This window comes from Rhodococcus sp. BH5 (genome assembly GCF_027583855.1).
Taxonomy (GTDB): Bacteria; Actinomycetota; Actinomycetes; order Mycobacteriales; family Mycobacteriaceae; genus Rhodococcus_F; species Rhodococcus_F qingshengii.
Genome location: NZ_JAJHVW010000002.1, coordinates 337,068 through 356,964 on the forward strand (window position 1 = coordinate 337,068; position 19,897 = coordinate 356,964).

At 62.5% G+C, this 19,897-nt stretch carries 19 protein-coding genes; 11 read left to right on the top strand and 8 right to left on the bottom strand.

The window, feature by feature from the left end; all coding sequences use genetic code 11:
• Window positions 1-9: 9 nt before the first annotated feature.
• Both RhoBH5_RS07885 and RhoBH5_RS07890 read right to left on the bottom strand, forming a co-directional pair.
• Window positions 10-1,656, bottom strand: coding sequence for a Na+/H+ antiporter (locus tag RhoBH5_RS07885; RefSeq protein WP_064443871.1), 1,647 nt, complete (start codon window positions 1,654-1,656; stop codon window positions 10-12).
• A gap of 121 nt (window positions 1,657-1,777) precedes the next feature.
• Complete coding sequence (locus RhoBH5_RS07890) at window positions 1,778-1,969, bottom strand: antitoxin (RefSeq protein ID WP_003940164.1); 192 nt, start codon at window positions 1,967-1,969, stop codon at window positions 1,778-1,780.
• Window positions 1,970-2,149: 180 nt separating this feature from the next.
• On the opposite strand from RhoBH5_RS07890, the gene RhoBH5_RS07895 reads away from it, so the two are divergent.
• Entirely contained in the window at window positions 2,150-3,292 is a 1,143-nt protein-coding gene (locus tag RhoBH5_RS07895; RefSeq protein ID WP_270008131.1) for a GGDEF domain-containing protein, read from the top strand.
• A gap of 6 nt (window positions 3,293-3,298) precedes the next feature.
• Here RhoBH5_RS07895 and RhoBH5_RS07900 read toward each other — a convergent pair whose 3' ends face one another.
• Entirely contained in the window at window positions 3,299-5,803 is a 2,505-nt protein-coding gene (locus RhoBH5_RS07900; RefSeq protein WP_003940410.1) for a cation-translocating P-type ATPase, read from the bottom strand.
• Window positions 5,804-5,940: 137 nt separating this feature from the next.
• Here RhoBH5_RS07900 and RhoBH5_RS07905 point away from each other — a divergent pair, with 137 nt between their 5' ends.
• Window positions 5,941-6,546 (top strand): hypothetical protein, encoded by a 606-nt coding sequence (locus RhoBH5_RS07905; protein ID WP_270008132.1) that lies wholly within the window; start codon window positions 5,941-5,943, stop codon window positions 6,544-6,546.
• Window positions 6,547-6,582: 36 nt separating this feature from the next.
• On the opposite strand, the gene RhoBH5_RS07910 is transcribed toward RhoBH5_RS07905, so the two are convergent.
• Window positions 6,583-7,698 (bottom strand): MBL fold metallo-hydrolase, encoded by a 1,116-nt coding sequence (locus tag RhoBH5_RS07910; RefSeq protein WP_270008133.1) that lies wholly within the window; start codon window positions 7,696-7,698, stop codon window positions 6,583-6,585.
• Between the two features lie 62 nt (window positions 7,699-7,760).
• On the bottom strand, window positions 7,761-8,492 hold the full coding sequence (locus RhoBH5_RS07915; RefSeq protein WP_003940192.1) for an enoyl-CoA hydratase: 732 nt from the start codon (window positions 8,490-8,492) through the stop codon (window positions 7,761-7,763).
• A gap of 112 nt (window positions 8,493-8,604) precedes the next feature.
• Here RhoBH5_RS07915 and RhoBH5_RS07920 point away from each other — a divergent pair, with 112 nt between their 5' ends.
• Together RhoBH5_RS07920 and RhoBH5_RS07925 are read left to right on the top strand one after the other, a co-directional pair.
• Window positions 8,605-9,708, top strand: coding sequence for an NAD(P)-binding domain-containing protein (locus RhoBH5_RS07920; protein WP_042451119.1), 1,104 nt, complete (start codon window positions 8,605-8,607; stop codon window positions 9,706-9,708).
• Window positions 9,705-11,147, top strand: a complete 1,443-nt coding sequence (locus tag RhoBH5_RS07925; protein WP_270008134.1) for a phospholipase D-like domain-containing protein — start codon at window positions 9,705-9,707, stop codon at window positions 11,145-11,147. The genes RhoBH5_RS07920 and RhoBH5_RS07925 overlap by 4 nt, the downstream gene beginning before the upstream one ends.
• Before the next feature lie 4 nt (window positions 11,148-11,151).
• On the opposite strand, the gene RhoBH5_RS07930 is transcribed toward RhoBH5_RS07925, so the two are convergent.
• Window positions 11,152-11,661: a DUF6630 family protein gene (locus RhoBH5_RS07930; RefSeq protein WP_030534948.1), complete on the bottom strand. Its 510-nt coding sequence runs from the start codon at window positions 11,659-11,661 to the stop codon at window positions 11,152-11,154.
• A gap of 378 nt (window positions 11,662-12,039) precedes the next feature.
• Between RhoBH5_RS07930 and RhoBH5_RS07935 the strand changes: the two genes are divergently transcribed.
• The 6 genes from RhoBH5_RS07935 to RhoBH5_RS07960 are packed head-to-tail and all read left to right on the top strand — an operon-like array spanning window position 12,040 to window position 17,672.
• Window positions 12,040-14,886: a HAMP domain-containing sensor histidine kinase gene (locus RhoBH5_RS07935; protein ID WP_270008135.1), complete on the top strand. Its 2,847-nt coding sequence runs from the start codon at window positions 12,040-12,042 to the stop codon at window positions 14,884-14,886.
• On the top strand, window positions 14,883-15,299 hold the full coding sequence (locus RhoBH5_RS07940; protein WP_003940329.1) for a roadblock/LC7 domain-containing protein: 417 nt from the start codon (window positions 14,883-14,885) through the stop codon (window positions 15,297-15,299). The genes RhoBH5_RS07935 and RhoBH5_RS07940 overlap by 4 nt, the downstream gene beginning before the upstream one ends.
• 5 nt (window positions 15,300-15,304) lie before the next feature.
• On the top strand, window positions 15,305-15,679 hold the full coding sequence (locus tag RhoBH5_RS07945; protein WP_007727785.1) for a DUF742 domain-containing protein: 375 nt from the start codon (window positions 15,305-15,307) through the stop codon (window positions 15,677-15,679).
• On the top strand, window positions 15,660-16,247 hold the full coding sequence (locus RhoBH5_RS07950) for a GTP-binding protein (protein ID WP_003940118.1): 588 nt from the start codon (window positions 15,660-15,662) through the stop codon (window positions 16,245-16,247). The genes RhoBH5_RS07945 and RhoBH5_RS07950 overlap by 20 nt, the downstream gene beginning before the upstream one ends.
• 40 nt (window positions 16,248-16,287) lie before the next feature.
• Window positions 16,288-17,082 (top strand): MHYT domain-containing protein, encoded by a 795-nt coding sequence (locus RhoBH5_RS07955; RefSeq protein WP_228401242.1) that lies wholly within the window; start codon window positions 16,288-16,290, stop codon window positions 17,080-17,082.
• Window positions 17,083-17,135: 53 nt separating this feature from the next.
• The gene (locus tag RhoBH5_RS07960) at window positions 17,136-17,672 is read left to right on the top strand and encodes an AAA family ATPase (RefSeq protein ID WP_208690344.1); all 537 of its coding nucleotides are present in this window, start codon (window positions 17,136-17,138) and stop codon (window positions 17,670-17,672) included.
• A gap of 12 nt (window positions 17,673-17,684) precedes the next feature.
• On the opposite strand, the gene RhoBH5_RS07965 is transcribed toward RhoBH5_RS07960, so the two are convergent.
• Together RhoBH5_RS07965 and RhoBH5_RS07970 are read right to left on the bottom strand one after the other, a co-directional pair.
• Window positions 17,685-18,143 (bottom strand): GNAT family N-acetyltransferase, encoded by a 459-nt coding sequence (locus RhoBH5_RS07965; RefSeq protein WP_007727787.1) that lies wholly within the window; start codon window positions 18,141-18,143, stop codon window positions 17,685-17,687.
• 56 nt (window positions 18,144-18,199) lie between these two features.
• Entirely contained in the window at window positions 18,200-18,826 is a 627-nt protein-coding gene (locus RhoBH5_RS07970; protein ID WP_007727793.1) for a helix-turn-helix domain-containing protein, read from the bottom strand.
• A gap of 33 nt (window positions 18,827-18,859) precedes the next feature.
• On the opposite strand from RhoBH5_RS07970, the gene RhoBH5_RS07975 reads away from it, so the two are divergent.
• Window positions 18,860-19,888 (top strand): NAD(P)/FAD-dependent oxidoreductase, encoded by a 1,029-nt coding sequence (locus tag RhoBH5_RS07975; RefSeq protein WP_442972454.1) that lies wholly within the window; start codon window positions 18,860-18,862, stop codon window positions 19,886-19,888.
• Window positions 19,889-19,897: the final 9 nt, after the last annotated feature.

A 19,897-nucleotide genomic window follows, 5' to 3' on the forward strand; every position in this document is an offset into this window, starting at 1 on the left:
TGTTCCCCTCTATTTGCCCGCACCGCTACCTGCTCGGCGACGCCTGACACGTTCCTCTGCTGCGGCCTCTTCGATGTCGAGTCCTTCCAATACGGTACGCAATACCTCGTCGTCGAGATCTCCGTCGTCACGTGCGGCGATCAGCGCAACTCGTTGCGAGCGCAGTGACTGATGCCGGAACTTGTCGAACAGAGCTCCCGCATTCCACAAGGCGGCCTCGCGATCGGCGTCCTCGTCGACCTCCTGGAGTTGAAGCCTCGCCTGCATCGAGCGTCGTACGCGTTCGACGATCGCCTGCAGTTCCTTCCCGTCGATCCCCGGCGGAGGGTGCGCGGCCGCGTCTGCCAACGCCTTCTCTCCCGCCTTGCGAGAAATGTTGCGGGCCAACTCCATCTGTTCCTGCGTGCGCAACTGCTCGTAAGGATCCGCGACGTCGAGGCGACGGATCATGAACGGCAAGGTAGATCCCTGGATGAGCAATGTCCCGACCGCGACGATGAACGCGATCGCCTGGATGACGCCGCGTCCGGGGAACGGCTCGCCGGACGAGAGTGCAAACGGGATACCGCCGGCCGCAGCAAGAGTGACGACGCCGCGCATTCCCGCCCACGAGACCACCAGATTCTGTTTCCACGTCAGTTGATTCTCGCGATCACGGCGCAGGGTTACACCGAATCGCACACGCGAGTAGCTCAGGAACAGCCACACCGGCCGAATCACGATGACAACGGCCAGGACTGCGAGACCGTACGCGAACACGTGAAGCACCGGAAGTCCGTCGGCGACAACATCGTCGATCACGAAGCTCAGCTGGAGCCCCATGTATGCGAAGACGAACATCTCGAGAAGAGTGTCCAGGCTCGACCACACCGAGCGCTCCTGCAATCGCGTCATGATCGACGCGTCCGTCGAATAGTGCCCGATCACCAGACCAGCGACCACAACGGCCAGAACACCGGACGCGTGTAGTTCTTCGGCGGCCAGGTAGGCAGCGAACGGAAGCACCAACCCCAAGCCGGTTTCCAGTGGAGAGTCGTACATGCGGGCACGAACGAACTTGACGACAAACGCGAGCACCAAGCCGACGACAACGCCGCCGATCACTTCGTACGCGAAGAAAAACAGGGGCGAATCGGTGGCAATTCGCGTTCCGGTCACTGCTGCGACGGCGACGGTGAAGAGCGTGAGCGCGGTGGCGTCGTTGACGAGCCCCTCGCCCGTCAGGATGGCTATCACCCGTTTCGGGAGCCCGAGCTTCTGACCGACCGCCACCGCGCTGACGGCGTCGGTCGGCGCGATCACGGCCCCGAGCACCAGGGCGGCGCCGATCGTGAACTCGGGCACCATCCATTCGGCGAAGAAGGCAACCACGAACGCCGTCACCAACACCATTCCGACGCCGAGGCGCAGGATCGGGGCCAAGTTGCGTTTGAAGGTCGCCACCGAGAATTTCAGAGCGGCCGAGTAGAGAAGCGGCGGCAGGACCACACCGAGAATGACGTGGGGATCGAGTTCCGGCCGCGGCATACCGGGTATGAAGGATGCGACCGAACCTACCGTCACCAAAACCAGCGGAGCCTGCAGGTTTCGTCGATTGGACAGCCCGGTGACTGCGATGGCGGCAATGACGACCAGCAGAATCCAGGTGAAGTTCACGCGTTCATTCTGCCCGCCGACCCTGGGAGTTCACCTAGCGGACGCACAGAAGCCCGCAACCTTTTCGGTGACGGGCCCCTGAGCAACGGTGCTACCGAAAAACGGTATGCCGAATCCGGTACTACTGCTTTTCGGGAACAGCCTTCTTGGCGGCCTCAGCTGCCTTGTCGATCTGATCGCCGTACTTGTTGCCGGTCTTGTCGTCGGCGATGTCGGCTACCTTGTCGATAGCGTCGTGAACCTTGTCGGAGTTCTCCGCTGCGAGCTCCTGGCCCTTTTCGACCAATCCCTTGACGTTGTCCAAGAAACCCATGTCCGTGTCCTCTCCCGGTGCTGACGCACATCCTTCGGCGGAATCGTTCCTCCGCGCCCTTCGATTCTCACAGGTCGACGGCCTCTGCGCCAGAAAGCAGGTCCGTGCGTTCGAGCCGTGCGCAACTCGAGGTAGCGTTAACCCGCCAATAGCTGATTGACCACCCATCGACATCGACAGGTGCCCGGTTTGAATGCAGGACTGCGCGGGACGGGGAGCGACCCCTACCCCACGCGTGAACTGCTGTCCCGGTGGTGGTCGGATCGCACCGATTACACCTGGCTCCCCCGATTCCTCGACACTCGCGGGCTGACCGTTCCCGGACGCAAATTAGTCGCGGTGTGGTGTTTTCTCTTCGCCCTGATCGCGGCGACCATGCAGTTGAGCCGCTTCGGTTCCGACACCGCCCTGGCGCGGTCGATCTTCGCCCTCGGAACTATCAGTGGCGCCTATGCGGGCTACCGCTGGGCGCGTAATGAATCGTGGCCAACTTGGCGACAATCCGTGGCCTTTGTCGTCTGGGCCGACCTGTGGCTCGCCGTCACTCTCTTCTTCGCCGTACGCACCGCTTTCGTCGGAACCATCGGCTGCATCTTGTTCATCATGATCGGCTTCTATGCGGCGATAGTTCACAGCCCTCGCGTTGCCATCAGCCACATCGGTTGGGCTCTTGCTGTCTGCACGACGCTCGCTGCCATGGCGATGTCCGAGCCGGTCAACGACGACTGGGTGGTCGTGAATCTCTATCTGATGGTTGCCGGTGTGGTTTTCTCCACCGCATGGATTCTGCAGATCGTCTGGCTGCGCCTGACCGACGACGCACGCAACGCCCACCGGGACTACCTCACCGCGACACTCAATCGCCGCGGACTCCAGGACGAGGCACAGCATCTGCTGCGCAGTGATCGAACGCAGGCTCTGATCGCACTACTCATCGACGTCGACTCGTTCAAAAACCTCAACGACACACACGGCCACGTCGCGGGCGACGACGCGTTGACCGCTGTCGCCGACCGCCTCCTCGCTGCCGCCGGACCCGATGCGGTGGTGGCTCGAATCGGTGGAGACGAGTTCGCCGTCCTGCGCGGAGTCGATCGAGGAGATATCGAGCAGGTCGCCACCGAGATACATTCGGCGGTCTCGTCCGACTCCGATCCCTATCCTGTGTCCGCCAGTACCGGCGTCAGCGTCTATCTGAGTCCCGAGACGGACTTACCGGATCGAGCTGTAAACGAACTGATCGAGCACGCAGACAATGCGATGTACCGAGCCAAGAAGCGCGGCGGCGATCGCATTGCCTGGGTGCAGATGTTCAGGCGCTGAAACTACTCACTCACTGTGGGCATGGTGATGCTCGCCGGGCAGGTCGTCGGGTGTCGCGAACATCTTTCGTTTCTCCCCGTGCAGGCGTGCGCTGATCCACCACGAGAGTTCCACGAGTACAACGCCGATCGCGCCGAGGGTGATCGCGAGCGTCGTCGCAGCGACGTTGCTCGGATCCAGTTTGAAGAACTCGCGGGTGAACGGCAGCGCGAACAGGATGAGGTATCCGGCCACCGACCCGCCGATCAGAACGAGCTTCCACCAGACGTACGGCCGAGCCACGACGGCCAGAACCCACACGGCGATCATGATCAACGTGATGAGCGCACTGGTTCCGGCCTGGATCTTCTGGGTTTCCGTCTGGTCCGGGCCTTGGTAAGCCAATACGTAGGAGATGAACGTGGTGATGCCGATGATCAGGCCCGACGGCAACGCCAGACGCATCACGCGCGAGACGAAACCGGTTCGCGCGCGCTCGTTGTTGGGTGCCAGAGACAAGATGAAGGCCGGGATACCGATCGTGAACCACGCTGCGATCGTGACGTGGCGGGGCAGGAACGGGTACGGCAGCGGTTCGAAGTCGAAGACCTGGGACAGGACGCCGGTGATGCCGATCAGGAACGCAAGCACCACCGAGTAGACGGTCTTGGTCAGGAACAGATTCGACACACGCTCGATGTTGCCGATCACTCGGCGGCCTTCCGCGACGACGTACGGGAGCGTCGCGAACTTGTTGTCCAGCAGCACGATCTGGGCCACGGCTCGGGTAGCCGGGCTGCCCGAACCCATCGAGACTCCGATGTCGGCGTCCTTGAGGGCGAGCACGTCGTTGACGCCGTCACCGGTCATCGCGACGGTATGTCCGCGAGACTGCAAGGCCGCGACCATTTCCCGCTTCTGATCCGGTCGCACTCGACCGAACGTCGTTGCTCCGTCGAGAGTGTCCGCCAGCTTTTCCTGATCGCTCGGCAGCTCTCGCGCGTCGATGGGACGGTCGCCGCCTTCGAGTCCGAGGGATCCGGCAACGGCGCCGACGGAAACCGCGTTGTCGCCGGAAATGACCTTGACCGCGACCTTCTGGCTGGCGAAGTACTCCAACGTCTCCTGGGCGTCCGGGCGCACCTTCTGCTCGAGCACGACCAGAGCTTCGGGGGTGACGGTGCCAGGGGCGTCGGCGTCGTCGACGGGGAGGTCGCTGCTGCCGAGCATGAGGACACGAAGTCCGCTCGAACCCACTTCCTCGGCCTTGCGGGCCATTTCCGAGTCGGGATCGAGCAGCACGTCCGGGGCACCGAGTACCCAGTTGCCGTGACTGCCGTACGACTGGCCGCTCCACTTCTTCGCCGAGGAGAACGGCGCTACCGCTGTCGCTTCGCCCCACCCGGAGTCGTCGGAGAGAGACTCGCGAATCGCCAGGACACTCGCGTTGGGGCGAGGGTCGGACGCGGCCATCGCGCTCAACGCGGACTTGACCGCAGTCTCCCCCGACCCACCCGGTGCGACGTCGACCTCGGACAGCCGCATACCGTTCTCGGTCAGCGTTCCGGTCTTGTCCGCGCACACCACGTCGACACGAGCCAGACCCTCGATCGCCGGCAACTCCTGAACGAGGCACTGGCGCTTGCCCAACCGGATCACACCGACCGCAAATGCGATGGACGTCATGAGCACAAGGCCTTCGGGAACCATCGGAACCAGAGCTGCCACCATGCCGTTGAGTGCCGGTCGGATCGGCAGGCCGATCGTGAAGAGCTGATTGAAGATGATCAGCGCACCCGCCGGAATCATCAGGTAGGTGATGAACTTCAGGATCTTGTCGATGCCGCTACGCAGTTCGGAATGCACGAGGGTGAACTTGCTCGCCTCTTCGGCCAGCTTGGCCGCGTATGCATCGCCGCCGACCTTGGTGGCGCGGTATGCACCGCTGCCCGCGGCAACAAAACTGCCCGACAACACTTGCTGGCCACTCGCCTTGTGAACCGGATCAGCTTCACCGGTGAGCAGCGATTCGTCGACCTCGAGTGCAGCCGAACTGACCACCTCACCGTCGACGACTATCTGGTCACCGGATCCGAGTTCGATAATATCGTCGAGCACAACATCTTTGGGCGCCATCGCCACGGCGACGCCGTCACGCCTGACCATGGGCTTGGCCTGACTCACGATGGCCAGAGCGTCGAGCGTGCGCTTGGCGCGGATCTCCTGGATGATGCCGATACCGCTGTTCGCGATGATCAGCAGTCCGAACATGCCGTCGATGATCGAACCCGTCGCGAGCACGATCACCAACAACACGGTCAGGATCGCGTTGATGCGAGTGAAGACGTTGCCGCGAATGATGTCCTTGACCGAGCGGGACGCCCGGTCCGGTACATCGTTGGTTTGTCCCGACGCGATCCTTGCTGCAACCTGATCGGCGGTCAGACCGCGGGCGACGTCGACGTCGTCCGGCAATCGCTCAGGCGCTACCGCCACTGCTGTCTCTTCTGAACTGGTGTGCTCGTGAGCCATGGTCAAAGATTACGCACCCGGAGCAACTAATCAGGGTCGGACTCGTGTGGCAATGACGGCTACACGAAGATCACACCCGTGCGCCGCGGTTCTGCGATGCTGGTCGGAACGAGCAGAGAAGGCCATCGAGGAACGGTATGAAATACGTCTACAACGGTCTAGACGAGGCGCTTCGGTGCGAACGGCCCGTCGACCTGCCGATTTCTCTCGACCTCAACCGGACCGACAACGTGGTTGTCTGGTTGTCGGCGATTCGGGTTTACTCGTTCGGGATGATGTTCGCGATTGATGCCCGCTACGAGGATCCGGCACTCTCGCTGAGTCTCGGCGCTTACGACGGGCGTCCCACGTTCACACATTTCAGCGCGCCGCTACTCCTCGGCCTCGGTTTCGCGGACGGATCATCGGTGACAACCGCGCAAAGAACGCGAGGCTCGCTGCTGGAGTTACGCACGGCTGAAAGCCGCTCGGGCTCAGTGCGCGGTGAGTATTTGCTGGCTCCGATACCGCCTGCCGGGCCGATCGATGTCGCAACTGCATGGCCTCAGCTGGGAATGGACGAGAAGGTTGTCACCCTCGACGGAGAAGGCATCGCATCCGCATCCGCATCCGCATCCGCATCCGAAAGTGTCACACAACTATGGGAACCGAAACGACAACCCGATCCCGACCTCACCAGTGAACAAGTGACACATCAACTGCAGTACCAACGTGGGGGTTGGTTCGGAATCCGACTGGATTGAGGAAGATCCCGGGTGACTTTCGAGCACGGGCCGCAGTCAGCCCAGCGGTATCCACCACTTCGACGGCGGTGTCGGTGACAACGCGTCGATCCTGCCGCCCGGCATCGGGACCGACACTGTTGTGCCCGCATCTGCAGCCGACTCGTCGAGGCGAATGATCGGCTCCGACCACGAGTGAAACGCGAGGTTGAACGTCGCCCAGTGAATCGGGACGAAGACACCGCGCGACCCGTCGCCCTTGTTGAGGTCGATGTGCGTCTGCACTGCCTCTTCCGGATTCATGTGGATGTCCGGCCAGCGCACGTCGTACGCACCGACGGGGAGAAGCGTCAGATCGAAAGGCCCATAGGTTTCACCCAGCTGTTCGAAACGTGATGTGTATCCGCTGTCACCGCCGAAGAACACCCGGTGCTTCGGACCGGCGAACACCCATGACGCCCATTGGGTCGTGTTCCGGACGAGACCGCGACCGGAGAAGTGACGAGCCTCGGTGCACGTGAGAACCAGCTCGTCGATTTTTGTCGACTCGTCCCAGTCCAATTCCACGATCCGGTCCTCGGGCACCTTCCAGTGCCGCAAGTGAGCACCGATACCGATCGGCACGACAAACGGAGCCGTCTGTGTGCGAGTCAGAGTCTTGACAGTCGCCATGTCGAGATGGTCGTAATGATCGTGGGAGATGACGATCGCATCTACCGCCGGGAGATCGGCCAAGGCCACCGGAGTGGGGTGCATGCGCGCGGGACCTACTGTGGCCGAGGGTGATACGCGTTCACTCCACACCGGATCGGCGAGAACGCGGTAGCCGTCGACCTCGACGAGAACGCTCGAATGGCCGTACCACGTCACCGCCGCGTCGCCGGCTGCCGCCGGTGCCAGCGGAGTGGCCAACGGAATCGGCCGACGCGGCCGACCCGTCGACCCTCTCGTAGCCATCGACTTGAACATTCCGACATCGGTGCCCGGAACCAGTGTGCTGCTGGGCTCCGAGTTGTGGAACTGGCGGTCCCGGTATCGCGGGGACATCGCCGCATACGGTTGCACCGTGCTTCGCGAGGCCCCGATCTGCGTCGGGATGCCCCATGCGGCTCGCGCCACCCACCCCGTCGCCGCGGCAACAGCAGCAACTCCGAGAACCGTCGTCTTCTTCATTCAGACGAGCGTAGCCACTATCTGCCCTGAGTGCCCGGCGCCTGTTTTCCCTGCAACCAGCTTTACTTACCCTTGAATACGGGAGGGCGGTTCTCGATGCGGGCAGCGCGGGCTTCCTGGACGTCCTCGCTGAGCCAGGCGGCGTGAAGCGCGTCGAGCTGCTCGGGAGACTGCTCCTCCATGGTGCCGTCGTCGTTGAGAACCATCTTCATGTGCCGCAACGACAGCGGTGCGAGATTCGCGATGCGGTGTGCCCATTCCTGAGCGTCGTCGAGGGTTCCGATTTTGTTGGCGAGGCCGCGAGTGAAGGCTTCTTCGGCGCCGATCTGTTCGATGCCGAGCAAAATGGTGCGCGCGGGACCGCCGCCGACCAGCGACGCGAGCCGACGCATCGTCCACTTGTCCACCGAGACACCGAGGGTGGCGGCCGGGATTCCGAAGCGAGCGCTCGGCGCTACGACGCGAAGATCCGACGCGATGGCCAGTTGCGTACCCGCGCCGATGGCCGGACCGTTGACGGCAGCGATGACCGGGATGGGCGCCGTGTCGATAGAGCGAAGCATCTCGAACAGGCGATCGGTGAAGCCCTCCATGTAGACGTCGCCGGAAAGGTCCGCGCCTGCACAGAACGCCGATCCCTCACCGGTGATGACGACGACGTGCGCGTGCTCGGCTACCGCCGCGTTCATCGCGTCCCGTATTGCGATGCAGAGTTCCGCGCTGAGCGCATTACGACGCTCGTGACGCTGCAACTCGATGGTCACGACGTTGCCGTCACGGGAGAACCCGATCATGTCCGCTCACTTTCGTTTCTGGAAGGCTCGACACAGGGATGTTCCGAGGCGCCGATACCGTCCGCATACTTCTCTGCAGCTAAGTTCTGTACATCAGGAGGTTAGATTACCGATGAGTACAGACGACCTTGCCGCACAGCAACCACACCCGGTTGACGTGGTGGTGATCGGCGCCGGACAGGCCGGACTCTCCGCCGCGTACTACCTGCGCAAGTTCGGAATCGAGCCCGAATCGGGGTTCGTGGTGCTCGATCATGCGTCGGGGCCGGGCGGGGCGTGGCAGTTCCGTTGGCCGAGCCTGACACTGAGCACCGTCAACGGCGTCCATGACCTCCCGGGAATGTCCTTCGCGGAAACCACCGGTACAGACGCCGAACAGGTGCCTGCATCGGTGGCGGTCCCCCACTACTTCGAACTGTACGAAAAGCAATTCGAACTTCCCGTCCACCGCCCGGTACACACGCGAGTGGTGTGTCCGAGGGAAGAGCGCCTGCGGATCGAGACCGACCAGGGAGTATTCGCGGCGCGAGGCTTGATCAACGCGACGGGGACCTGGGAGCGGCCCTTCATCCCCCACTATCGCGGGGCCGAGTCGTTCCGTGGCCGACAACTGCACACGAAGGACTATCGAACCGCTGCCGAGTTCGAAGGCAAACATGTCGTCGTGGTCGGCGGCGGGATCTCGGCCGTCCAACTGCTCGACGAGATCTCACGCGTCACGACCACTACCTGGGTGACGCGGCGCGAACCCGAGTTCCGCGACGAGCCGTTCACGCCGGACATCGGCCGCGCTGCGGTTGCCATGGTCGAAGATCGTGTACGACGCGGCCTGCCACCGGGATCCGTTGTCTCGGTGACCGGCCTCCCGGTAACGCCTGCCATCCGGGCAGCGCGAGAGCGTGGTGTGATGAATCGACTGCCGATGTTCTCCGAAATTCTTCCGAACGGCGTGAAGTGGGCCGACGGTACCGTCGCCGACGCCGATGTCATCTTGTGGTGCACCGGTTTTCGTAGCTCACTCGATCACCTGGCGCCGTTGCACCTGCGCGGACCGGGTGGCGGAATCCCGATGACCGGGCGCCTCGCCACGCAGGTCGAAGCCGACCCTCGCGTGCACCTGGTGGGATACGGACCGTCGTCGTCGACGATCGGAGCCAACCGCGCCGGCCAAGCGGCAGCGCGCGAACTGACCGCGTACCTGGGAATCGGCGAATGAACAGAATCCTTGTTCCGGGCGAAACCTGCTGGCGCATCGAACCGGCGGACAATCTTGCCTGCATCGTCGACGCCGCTGACTACTTTCATCATGCGAAGTCCGCAATGCTGCAAGCTGAGAAGCGAATCATGTTGATCGGCTGGGACTTCGACACGCGCATCAAACTCGAACCAGGCAAGCAGACTCTCGACGGCCCCAACCGGTTGGGAATGTTCCTCCGCTGGCTCGTCCGCGAGAAACCCGACCTCGAAATCCTCGTACTCAAATGGAACATCGGCGCGTTCACCGCAATCGGCCGCGGTATGACTCCCGTCTTCGTGTCCAACTGGTTGACCGACGAGCGCCTTCGGTTCGAGATCGACGGCGCCCATCCGGTGGGCGCGGCGCACCATCAGAAGATCATCGTCATCGACGACGCCCTGGCGTTCTGCGGCGGCATCGACATGACTGTGGACCGCTGGGACACCTCGGATCACGTCGACCGAAACGATTACCGAATCACTCCGAGTGGAAGGCGTTACGGCCCTTGGCATGACGCGACCACGGCGGTCGACGGCAATGCGGCGGCGGCCATCGGCGAATTGGCGCGGGCACGTTGGAAATCCGCAACCGGCGAGGATCTCACACCGGTCGAGAGCACCGCGACTCCGTGGCCCGTCAATCTGGCGCCCACCTTGCGGGTTGTCGACGTAGCCGTCGCCAGAACATTGCCGGAGCTCGGCGAACGCACGGAGGTGCGTGAGATCGAGGCGCTGTATCTCGCGGCCATCGCCGGGGCCGAGCACACGCTGTACATCGAAAGCCAGTACCTCGCCTCACGCACTCTGGCCGAGGCGATTGCCGCGCGCCTGCGTGAGGACGACGGACCGGAGATCGTTCTGGTCATTCCGCGCAACGCCGACGGTTGGCTGGAACAAAAGGCGATGGACGGGGCACGCCACGACCTGCTGCATTTGCTGTGGTCGGCCGATATCCACGACCGTTTCGGTGCGTTTTATCCCGTGACCTCTTCTGGCGCACCTATTTACGTACACGCCAAGGTTCTCGTGATGGACGATCGCCTCCTGCGAATAGGGTCGTCGAATCTCAACAACCGTTCGATGGGCTTCGACACCGAGTGCGACATCGCCGTCGAATCCGACGACGACGCAGATGTCGAGTTGCGCGCCTCGATCATCGGATTGAGGCGCCGCCTACTCAGCGAGCACCTCGACGTCACCGAGGAAGAAGTCGACGACGCGTTGGGCGAGCAGTCACTGTTGTCGACGGTTCGCGCTCTCTCGACCTCCGACGCTCGCAGTCTGCGCGAATTCGACCGGAACACAGTCGACGGCGAAGACCACGTGCTCGCTGAAAATGCACTGATGGATCCCGAGCGCACGCCACCCAGACTGAGCGATCGAATCGAAGGATTGCGCCGCCTGCTCGGCAAACGCTGAGACTCTAGAACACGCGCACGCAGTGCCCGGTTGCCAGCGCGAGTTCGACGAGCGTTGCACCGTGAACACTCGGGACGAGCGCGAGGAGAAACGTATCGCTGTCGCTGTCGAGCCAGGCAAGTGAAACGCCCGTGTCGGTGATGTTGTCGCCGATACGGGCGAGAAGCGATTCGAGTCCAGCAGCTCGATCGAAGGCCACGACAAGACTGTCCGCCCACTCCCACGATCCCGCCGGCGCCGACGTGAGCACTCGCAGCTGACCCAGAACCTCGGCAGCATCCTCGTTCCAGTCCACCCAGACCAGGCGTTCTTGTTCGTGCAATGCGTCGACGAGAGCAAACCACGCCATTTCCGGGTGTGGCTTCTCGAGCGTCTGTGAGTACAACTCGTTCTGTACTTCGACATACCGTTCCGGTTGGTCGATCGCGAGAGTCACACGATCGATGACAACAGCGCTGTCAGGGGCGAGCAGTTCGGCGATCGCGCGCAACGCGTCGCGAGCAGTTCCACTCACTATGGCTCCAAGTTCAATTCGGTCATCGGTGCGGTTTCCACATTCTGACATGCGTGTGCACCTCGTTCGGACGTGTCCTCGATGTCGGGACACGAGCCAGATGCTTGCCGTGAGTTCCACGAATTCCCGGGCAGCACCGCTCGCCGAGCTACCAAATTGGACTTTCCGGCTATCCCATTCGCCGCACTTGTCCGTTTACCCTTTCACCTGGCCTTACAATCCGGATATAGTCATCGGCGATCCAAGAAGCCAACTGGGATGTAGCGAGCCAGCGAACAGTCTGTTACCGTTCAGCTAACTACCCCTTCTGGTCAAACCGGATCGAAGGGGTTCGGGCAATGACCCACGGGGGGTTGACGTGAAGGGGCCATGTTCCGCATGAAACACGATTCACACACGACAACCTCTTGGTGGTCGATCGGCGAATGGCGCCTGGGATGGAAGGTCATAGCCGTTCTCGCATTGCCGATGATCGTCGCCGTCGTCCTCGGAGCCCTTCGCGTTCAGACGGAACTCGAAGAAGCCGCACAGCTGAGTTCCTCGTCCGAGCGCGCCCTCGCTGTGCCCGCCGCGATCAATCTCGAATCCGCACTGTACGAGCTCGCCGAAGCCGCATCGGCACGCACTGACACCGGCCCCGCCACACAAGCGGTTTCGGACGCAATGGATCAACTGGTCGACGCCGCGCGCGCGTTCCAGTCCGACGACGACCTCAACGACCAAGTGACTTCGGCGCTCGCAGAGAGCCGTTCCATCACGGAGGAGGTCGCCGCCGGCGCGGTGGCTCCCGCACGCTTGGTTTCGCGGGTCGGCGAAGTCTCTCGCGCACTCTCGAGCACCTTCACCAGCGTCGTCGAGCATTCTCAGCGTCCGGCGCTGCGCGAAGAGGGTGGCCGACTCTCAGCACTCTGGGATGCGCGACGAGCACTGGCCGAACAACGAATCCTCTTCGGCTCAGGTGATCCGGACCAGCAGGCTCGTACCTCGATGGTCAGTGCCGCCGGTGCCGAACTGGTCGCTCTGAACAACATTCTCGCCATCGACGGGAGCAACGACACCGTCCGGACCCTCAGCAACTCCGCTCAGAACCGGATCAACGCACTCGGATCAACCCCGTCGACCTCTCCTCTGGGGAGCCGCGTCGGTACCGATCTGAAATCCGGAAACGACCAGTACAACAGCCTGACCGACACCACCGTCACCGAGTTCGGCGATACCGTCACCGCTGAATCCAATGCAGCACGAACCGCAGCACTTCGTGACACTGCAATCGTGCTCGGCGCGGTCCTGCTGGCACTGGCCATCGCCCTCGTCATCAGCCGATCGCTCATCGATCCGATCCGTCGGCTGCGATTTGCCGCATTGCAAGCAGCACGACGCGGACTCCCCGACGCGATCGAACGAATTCGCGCAGGTGCCAGTATCGACGACGTCGACTTCGCCCGTGTACCGATCCGCACCCACGAGGAAATCGGCGAGCTTGCACGCGCGGTGGACGACATGCACGGTCAGGCCATCACGCTGGCCGGCGAGCAGGCCACCCTGCGGCGCCAGGTCAACGACATGTTCGAAACGCTGTCGAGGCGTAACAAGTCCCTCGTCGACCAGCAACTCGGTTTGATCGAACAGTTGGAGCAGGACGAAGACGACCCTCGTCGCCTCGAGAATCTGTTCCGGCTCGACCACATCGCCGCGAGAATGCGTAGAAACGGCGACAACTTGTTGGTTCTCGCCGGAACCGATGTACGCCGCGCCAGAACCGCCCCCGTCGCTCTCGGCGATATCCTTCGTGCGGCGGTATCAGGCGTCGAGGAATATCGACGCGTCGAACTCGGGCAGATACCGCCCGGAGTCGTCACCGGTCATGCTGCCCCGGACGTCGTTCACCTCATCGCTGAACTGCTCGACAATTCTCTGCGGTACTCCCCGCCGGAGACCACCGTCTCCATCAACGCTGCCCGCACCATCGACGGCTCCATGATCGTCGAGATCGCAGATCTCGGTATCGGCATGTCGCCTGCCGATATCCTCGATGCCAACGAGCGCCTCGCCGCCGGCGGCGAGATGAGCGCGGATACAGCGCGTCGCATGGGTTTGTTCGTCGTGAGCCGAATCAGTCGTCGCTACAACATCTCTGTGCGCCTGCGCCCGACGGCAACGTCGTCGACGCACAGCGGCATCACCGCAACGGTGCTCCTACCGACGTCGATACTCGATTCTTCTCGGGGACCCGAGATCCGCACGCCGCGAACCGGACCCGTGCCCACGCTCGATCGGACTCCGCCGCCCGCACCGTCTGAACCGTCCTGGTCACAGCCTGTCCCGACCGAATTGGCACCCCCGCAGCCTGCGACCAGAAGTTTCGCAGATCTCCCGCGTCGAACGCCCAGCAACAGCACCGACCGGACTGAGACGTCCGCCCCGATCACACCGCAATCCATTCCCACGACAACAGCGCCTTCGGGGTTGCCACGTCGCACTCCGGGCACAAGTGGAGTACCGGCGGTCAGTACCTCGACTCCGACCACTGCTGCACCCGCCACCTCGGTGTCGTCCTTCGCTCCTCTGCCCGATCCCGAAGGCACAAGCGCATCGACGTCCCTTCCCGTGAGTACTCCGTCGCCGGAATTCACCTCGCCGGCACAGGGTCCCGAGATCCCGGTGGGTCCACACCCGTCGACAACCCCGCCGCCACGGCACCGGCTCTCAGCCCCGACGCCGACAAATACTGCGGCGTTCTTCTCCTCGCGCACCCGTGACGGGCTCTCTGCTCGCGCATCGGCGCGCGCTGACGGCGCGGGAGAGGGCAACTCGAACGGCGTACTCGCTGCCCCGACCACGATGCCGATTTTCGCCCGGATGGTGTCCGAGTGGCTCGTGGACCCGACGGCGGAGACGTCAGCTGCTTCCACCGGCAGTGCGTGGACCACCGACGCGGATCAAGGCTGGCTGGCCGCTCGGACCTCGTTCGAGATGCCGGTCACCAAGATCGCCGATTCCGGACTTCCCATTCGAGACCGCGGAGCCCGCCTGGTTCCCGGCGCAGTCGGGAGAGGTGGAACGACACAGCGCCATGCATCCAATCCGGCGGACGTCCAACGTGGTTGGAGCAGTTACCAATCCGGAGTACAACGAGGGCGTCGGCGCGCTGCCGACCATCAGCCCGATGGCGGACAGTCTTTCGAATCGTCCACGATGTTGCACAACGATGAAGGAGAACAGTGAACACTGTCGGAGCCCAAGAGACTCCCCGCGCACTCGACTGGCTGGTATCGGCTTTTGCCCGAGACGTGCCGGGTGTGAGTCACGCGATCATCGTCTCAGCCGACGGGTTGTTGACGGCCTCGAGCACACATCTTCCGCTCGACCGGGCCGATCAATTAGCCGCTGTCACTTCCGGACTCGCCAGCCTGTCCGCGGGGGCGTCACGCCTCTTCGACGGTGGAGCCGTCATGCAGTCCGTCGTCGAGATGGAGAACGGCTACCTGCTTCTCATGGGCGTCGGTAGTGGCGCTTACCTTGCCGCTCTCGCTGTCGCCGGATGCGACATCGGCCAGATCGGTTACGAAATGGCGACTCTCGTCGATCGCGTCGGCACCACCATGGACATTGCCCCGAGAACATCGCAGGGTATTTGAGTTCGATGCCTCACCATCAATCCGAGTACGACGACGCCGAACCGAGCTTGGTCCGGCCGTACGCGCTCACCGAAGGTCGGACCCTGCCGTCCATCGACCTCCCACTCGAAGCGATCATCGCGACGATCGAAGACGCGGTCTCGAACAATCTTGCACCGCAGGATATTCGTGCATCGATCGTCGCACTCTGCGAGCAGCGGATCTCGGTTGCCGAGATCGCTGCCCACCTGGGTGTTCCGATCGGAGTCGTGCGGGTACTGGTCGCCGACCTCGTAGTAGCCGGATCACTGGAAATACATGCCACTCTGCGAAGCGACGCATCTCGAGTCGAGCGACGCGAACTGATCGAAAGGACCCTCAGTGGACTTCGGGCACTCTGACTCATCGTCTCGCGTGAAATCGACAAAAATCGTGATCGCCGGGGGTTTCGGTGTTGGCAAGACAACACTTGTGGGGACCGTCTCCGAAATCGTCCCCCTTCGCACGGAGGCCATGGTCACCGACGCCAGCGACGGTATCGACAATCTCGGATCCACTCCCGACAAGAGCACCACGACGGTCGCGATGGACTTCGGGCGCATCACTCTCGCCGACGACCTGGTCCTCTATCTGTTCGGAACCCCGGGACAGCGCCGCTTCTGGTTCATGTGGGACGACCTGATCACCGGTGCGATCGGTGCGGTCATTCTGGTCGACACGCGTCGCCTGGAAGACAGCTTCGCCGCAGTCGACTTCTTCGAGGCGCGAGGCCTCCCGTTCATCGTGGCGGTCAACCGTTTCGACGGCGCACCAATCCATTCGGCGAGCGATCTCCGCCAGGCGTTGGCTCTACCCAACCGGGTTCCCATGATCGAGATCGACGCCCGAAACCGCGAATCAGCCAAACGCGCGCTGATCGCCGTCACCGAATACTCCCTCGAACGACTTGCAGCTGAAGCAGTCGTCTAGATGAATCACCAGATGCGAATCGTCGCCGAAAGGAACTGGCATGTCGGATGAAATGCACCATTTCTCGATGGGAATCTGGCTGCTCGGACTCGCCTACGTCGTGTCCGTGATCGGGTCGGTAGTCGGCCTGGCGTGCACCAGGCATTCAGCGTCGGCGACGACAACCGCCACACGCATGCGATGGCTCGCCATGGCTGCCTTGTCGATCGGTGGCGTCGCCATCTGGCTCATGCATTTCATCGCCATGCTCGGCTTCGCGGTCCCCGGCAGTCCCATTCGATACAACCTCGGATGGACCGTGATCTCCGCGATCATCTCAGTAGGGGCCGTGTTTGTCGGCCTGCTGATCATCGGGACCGAATTTCGCTGGACGCGGCTTCTGATCGGGGGCGTGGTAACCGGTCTCGCCGTGAACATCATGCATTACACGGGTATGCGCGCCTTGCGCTTTCAGGGCGAGATCCACTACGACCTGCTCTTCGTTGCACTGTCGGTTCTCATCGCAGTCGTCGCCGGAACCGCTGCACTGTGGTTCACCATGGTGCTCGAGTCCACGATTCTGCGTTTTGTCGCCGGAATCATCATGGGCATCGCTGTCGTCGGTATGCACTACACCGGAATGGCCGCTGTCGAGGTTGTTCACGACGCGGCAGCCCCGGCGCCACAGGGACTCGAAGTGTTCTCGTTCCTCTTCCCTGTCTTCGTTCTCGGCCTGCTGGCGTTGGCAGTTCCGATTGTCGCAGTGCTGACAGCACCCAACCGCGCGACGGCACGAATGGAATCCGCCGCCGACGATCTGGCGTTCGAAGCACGAGAGTTCGCGATCTCGAACTGAGCAGAGTACGGGGCGAGTTCACGTAAATCGACAACGCCCCGTACATTTCGGGGATGGTGGATGCCGGACACAACCCCCAGCCATCGACCCGCGCAACGCTCGTCGTGATCGGTGGTTTGCCGGCCACCGGCAAGTCGACGATCGCGCGGGCGCTTGCGCAGCGTCACCAAATCCCCTTCGTGCGGATCGATACCATCGAACAGGCGCTGATACGCAGTGGTATCGCTGACGCGTCCGGGACCGCCGGATACATCACCGGCTACGCGCTCGCCGCCGAACAATTGCGACTGGGACTTTCGGTCGTGGTCGAATGCGTCAACCCCGTCGAGGCGACACGAGACGCCTGGTCCGCTACCGCACAACATAATTCGGCGCGCCTGCTCGGTGTCGAGGTCATCTGTTCGGATCCCGACGAGCATCGCAGACGCGCTGAACGGCGAGTCGTCGACATCCCGGATCTCGTACTACCGACGTGGCAGGAAATTCTGGATCGAGACTACGAGCCGTGGACTACGGAACGGCTGGTGCTCGACACCGCAATCATGGACTCCGACAGTGCAGTACGACGCATCACAGCCAAGATGCTGTAGCGTGCAAGCTGCTCACAAGGTGAGAACGAAGAATGCGCTGTTCGGGTCTTCGCGGTAGTTCCCGAACGGTGGACAAGGCACGAACCCGAATTTCGCGTACAACCGGCGAGCTGGATCGAAGAACTCTTGCGTACCGGTCTCCAATTCGAGTTGCCGGTAACCTCGTTGTCTCGACTCGTCCACGACGTGTTGAAGAAGTCGCGTTCCCACGCCACGCCCCCTTGCTGCCGATGACGTTCGCATCGACTTGATCTCGCCGCCGGCCGACGACCGTTCCTTGAGCGCGACGCAACCGAGTAGCTCGTCACCTTCGCTCCACAGCGTCCACATGGTCACAGAGATATCCATCAGCCCCGTGACGTCCAGCGCGTGAACGCTGTCCGAGGGCGAGGTCGCGTGCATGTCGGCGAGATGTTCGGTGAGTAGAGCACGGACCGCATCCCGACTCAGGTCGTCAATTTCGATTCGCACAGACCCTCACTGTCCTCTTCGCTTCCGGCAGCATCGAATGAAAGTATGACTGTCCGTCACTTCGCCGAAGGCCTGGCCCGAACGTGGATGCGTTCTCCTTGGGGGCCGAACAGACTCAGTACCTCGACCGGGCCGCGCCCGTCACTGCCGAACCAATGCGGGTTTCGGGTGTCGAATTCAGCAGCTTCACCCGTACCCATCACGATGTCGTGATCGGCCAACACCAACCGCAACCTCCCCGACAACACGTACAGCCATTCGTAGCCGTCGTGCACTTGGGGATCCGGTTCCGTCTGGCTTGCCGGGATGGTCATCTTGAATGCCTGCAACCCACCCGGTTGCCGAGTCAGCGGCAATACCGTTCGCCCACTGACGCTTCGAGGCGCACTCTGGATGCGTGGATCGGCGACCTGCGGTGCCGCCACCAGTTGGTCCAACGGCACTTGGTGGGCAAGCGCGATCGGAAGCAGCAACTCCAAGCTCGGGCGACGCTCCCCCGCTTCGAGCCTCGACAGGGTGCTCTTCGAAATACCGGTGGACTCGGACAGCGCAGTGAGTGTGACGTTCCTCTGTGTACGAATGCGTTTGAGGCGCGCGCCGATCTGCGAGATGGCGGCATCGATGTGCGGACCGTTGACATTCATGGTGCCGAGTCTGACGACGATTCCCAGAAATGGCAACATTAGTTGCTGATGAACCTCCTCCGCGAGCAATCTGTGCTCATGCGAACACACACTGAAACTGAGATCCTCGACGCCGTGATCGTCGGCGGTGGCGCCGCCGGACTCAGCGCAGCCCTGGTGTTGGGTCGTGCTCGGCGCTCGGTCGCCGTCATCGATTCCGGCAAACCGCGCAACGCACCGGCAGCACACATGCACGGCTTCCTCTCGCGCGACGGCATGGCGCCACGTGAGTTGCTCGCCGTCGGACGCAGCGAATTGCAGACGTACGGAGTGGAATTGACACAAGATGACGTAGTCGACATCTCCTGGCACGGTATCGAACCCGGCTTTGTCGTCGAACTTTCAGGAGGCACGACGCTCGAAACTCGTACTGTGCTGGTTGCCACCGGTCTACGGGATTCACTCCCGGAAATACCAGGCATCCAGGAGCTTTGGGGACAAAGCGTGCTCCATTGCCCGTACTGCCATGCGTACGAGATCAGCGACCAACCGATCGGCATTCTCGGCGCAGACGCTCGGGAGATGTCACTTCACCAGGCGCTTCTACTCCGACAGTGGTCGTCGGATGTGACGTTCTTCCCCCACAAGATCTCGCTCACCCCCGACGAACGCGCGCGACTGGCTGCGCGTGGGGTGACGGTTGCCGACGGATCGGTATCTGGATTGATCGGTGAGAGAGGCGAACTGAGGGCCGTCGAACTCGACAACGGCCAGTTGGTCCCTCGCTCAGCATTGTTCGTTGCGCCACGTTTCGTTCCGAACGACGCACATCTGACGCGACTCGGCTGCAAAACCAGCCCCACGGGATTCGTGGCTGTCGATCGTTCCGGCGCCACCAGCGTTCCGGGCGTCTGGGGCGCCGGCAACGTCGTCGACCCTCGCGCTCAGGTAATCAATGCTGCGGCTGCAGGTTCGACCGCGGCAATCGCGATCAACGGATATCTGGTCGAGCAAGATGTCGAATCGGCTCTTCGTTCGACCGAGCCGGAAGGGGGCTTCTCGGCGACCGTGGAGCAACGCGTCTGTGAGATGAACGGCGGCAGCACCCTCCACGGCATGTGACCGAGGTGT

Coding starts and splice junctions, on each gene's coding strand:
- RhoBH5_RS07890 (WP_003940164.1), bottom strand. CDS start 1,969: ATGGGTTTCTTGGACAACGTCAAGGGATTGGTCGAAAAGGGCCAGGAG.
- RhoBH5_RS07900 (WP_003940410.1), bottom strand. CDS start 5,803: ATGGCTCACGAGCACACCAGTTCAGAAGAGACAGCAGTGGCGGTAGCG.
- RhoBH5_RS07905 (WP_270008132.1), top strand. CDS start 5,941: ATGAAATACGTCTACAACGGTCTAGACGAGGCGCTTCGGTGCGAACGG.
- RhoBH5_RS07910 (WP_270008133.1), bottom strand. CDS start 7,698: ATGAAGAAGACGACGGTTCTCGGAGTTGCTGCTGTTGCCGCGGCGACG.
- RhoBH5_RS07915 (WP_003940192.1), bottom strand. CDS start 8,492: ATGATCGGGTTCTCCCGTGACGGCAACGTCGTGACCATCGAGTTGCAG.
- RhoBH5_RS07920 (WP_042451119.1), top strand. CDS start 8,605: ATGAGTACAGACGACCTTGCCGCACAGCAACCACACCCGGTTGACGTG.
- RhoBH5_RS07925 (WP_270008134.1), top strand. CDS start 9,705: ATGAACAGAATCCTTGTTCCGGGCGAAACCTGCTGGCGCATCGAACCG.
- RhoBH5_RS07935 (WP_270008135.1), top strand. CDS start 12,040: ATGAAACACGATTCACACACGACAACCTCTTGGTGGTCGATCGGCGAA.
- RhoBH5_RS07945 (WP_007727785.1), top strand. CDS start 15,305: ATGCCTCACCATCAATCCGAGTACGACGACGCCGAACCGAGCTTGGTC.
- RhoBH5_RS07955 (WP_228401242.1), top strand. CDS start 16,288: ATGTCGGATGAAATGCACCATTTCTCGATGGGAATCTGGCTGCTCGGA.
- RhoBH5_RS07960 (WP_208690344.1), top strand. CDS start 17,136: ATGGTGGATGCCGGACACAACCCCCAGCCATCGACCCGCGCAACGCTC.
- RhoBH5_RS07970 (WP_007727793.1), bottom strand. CDS start 18,826: ATGTTGCCATTTCTGGGAATCGTCGTCAGACTCGGCACCATGAATGTC.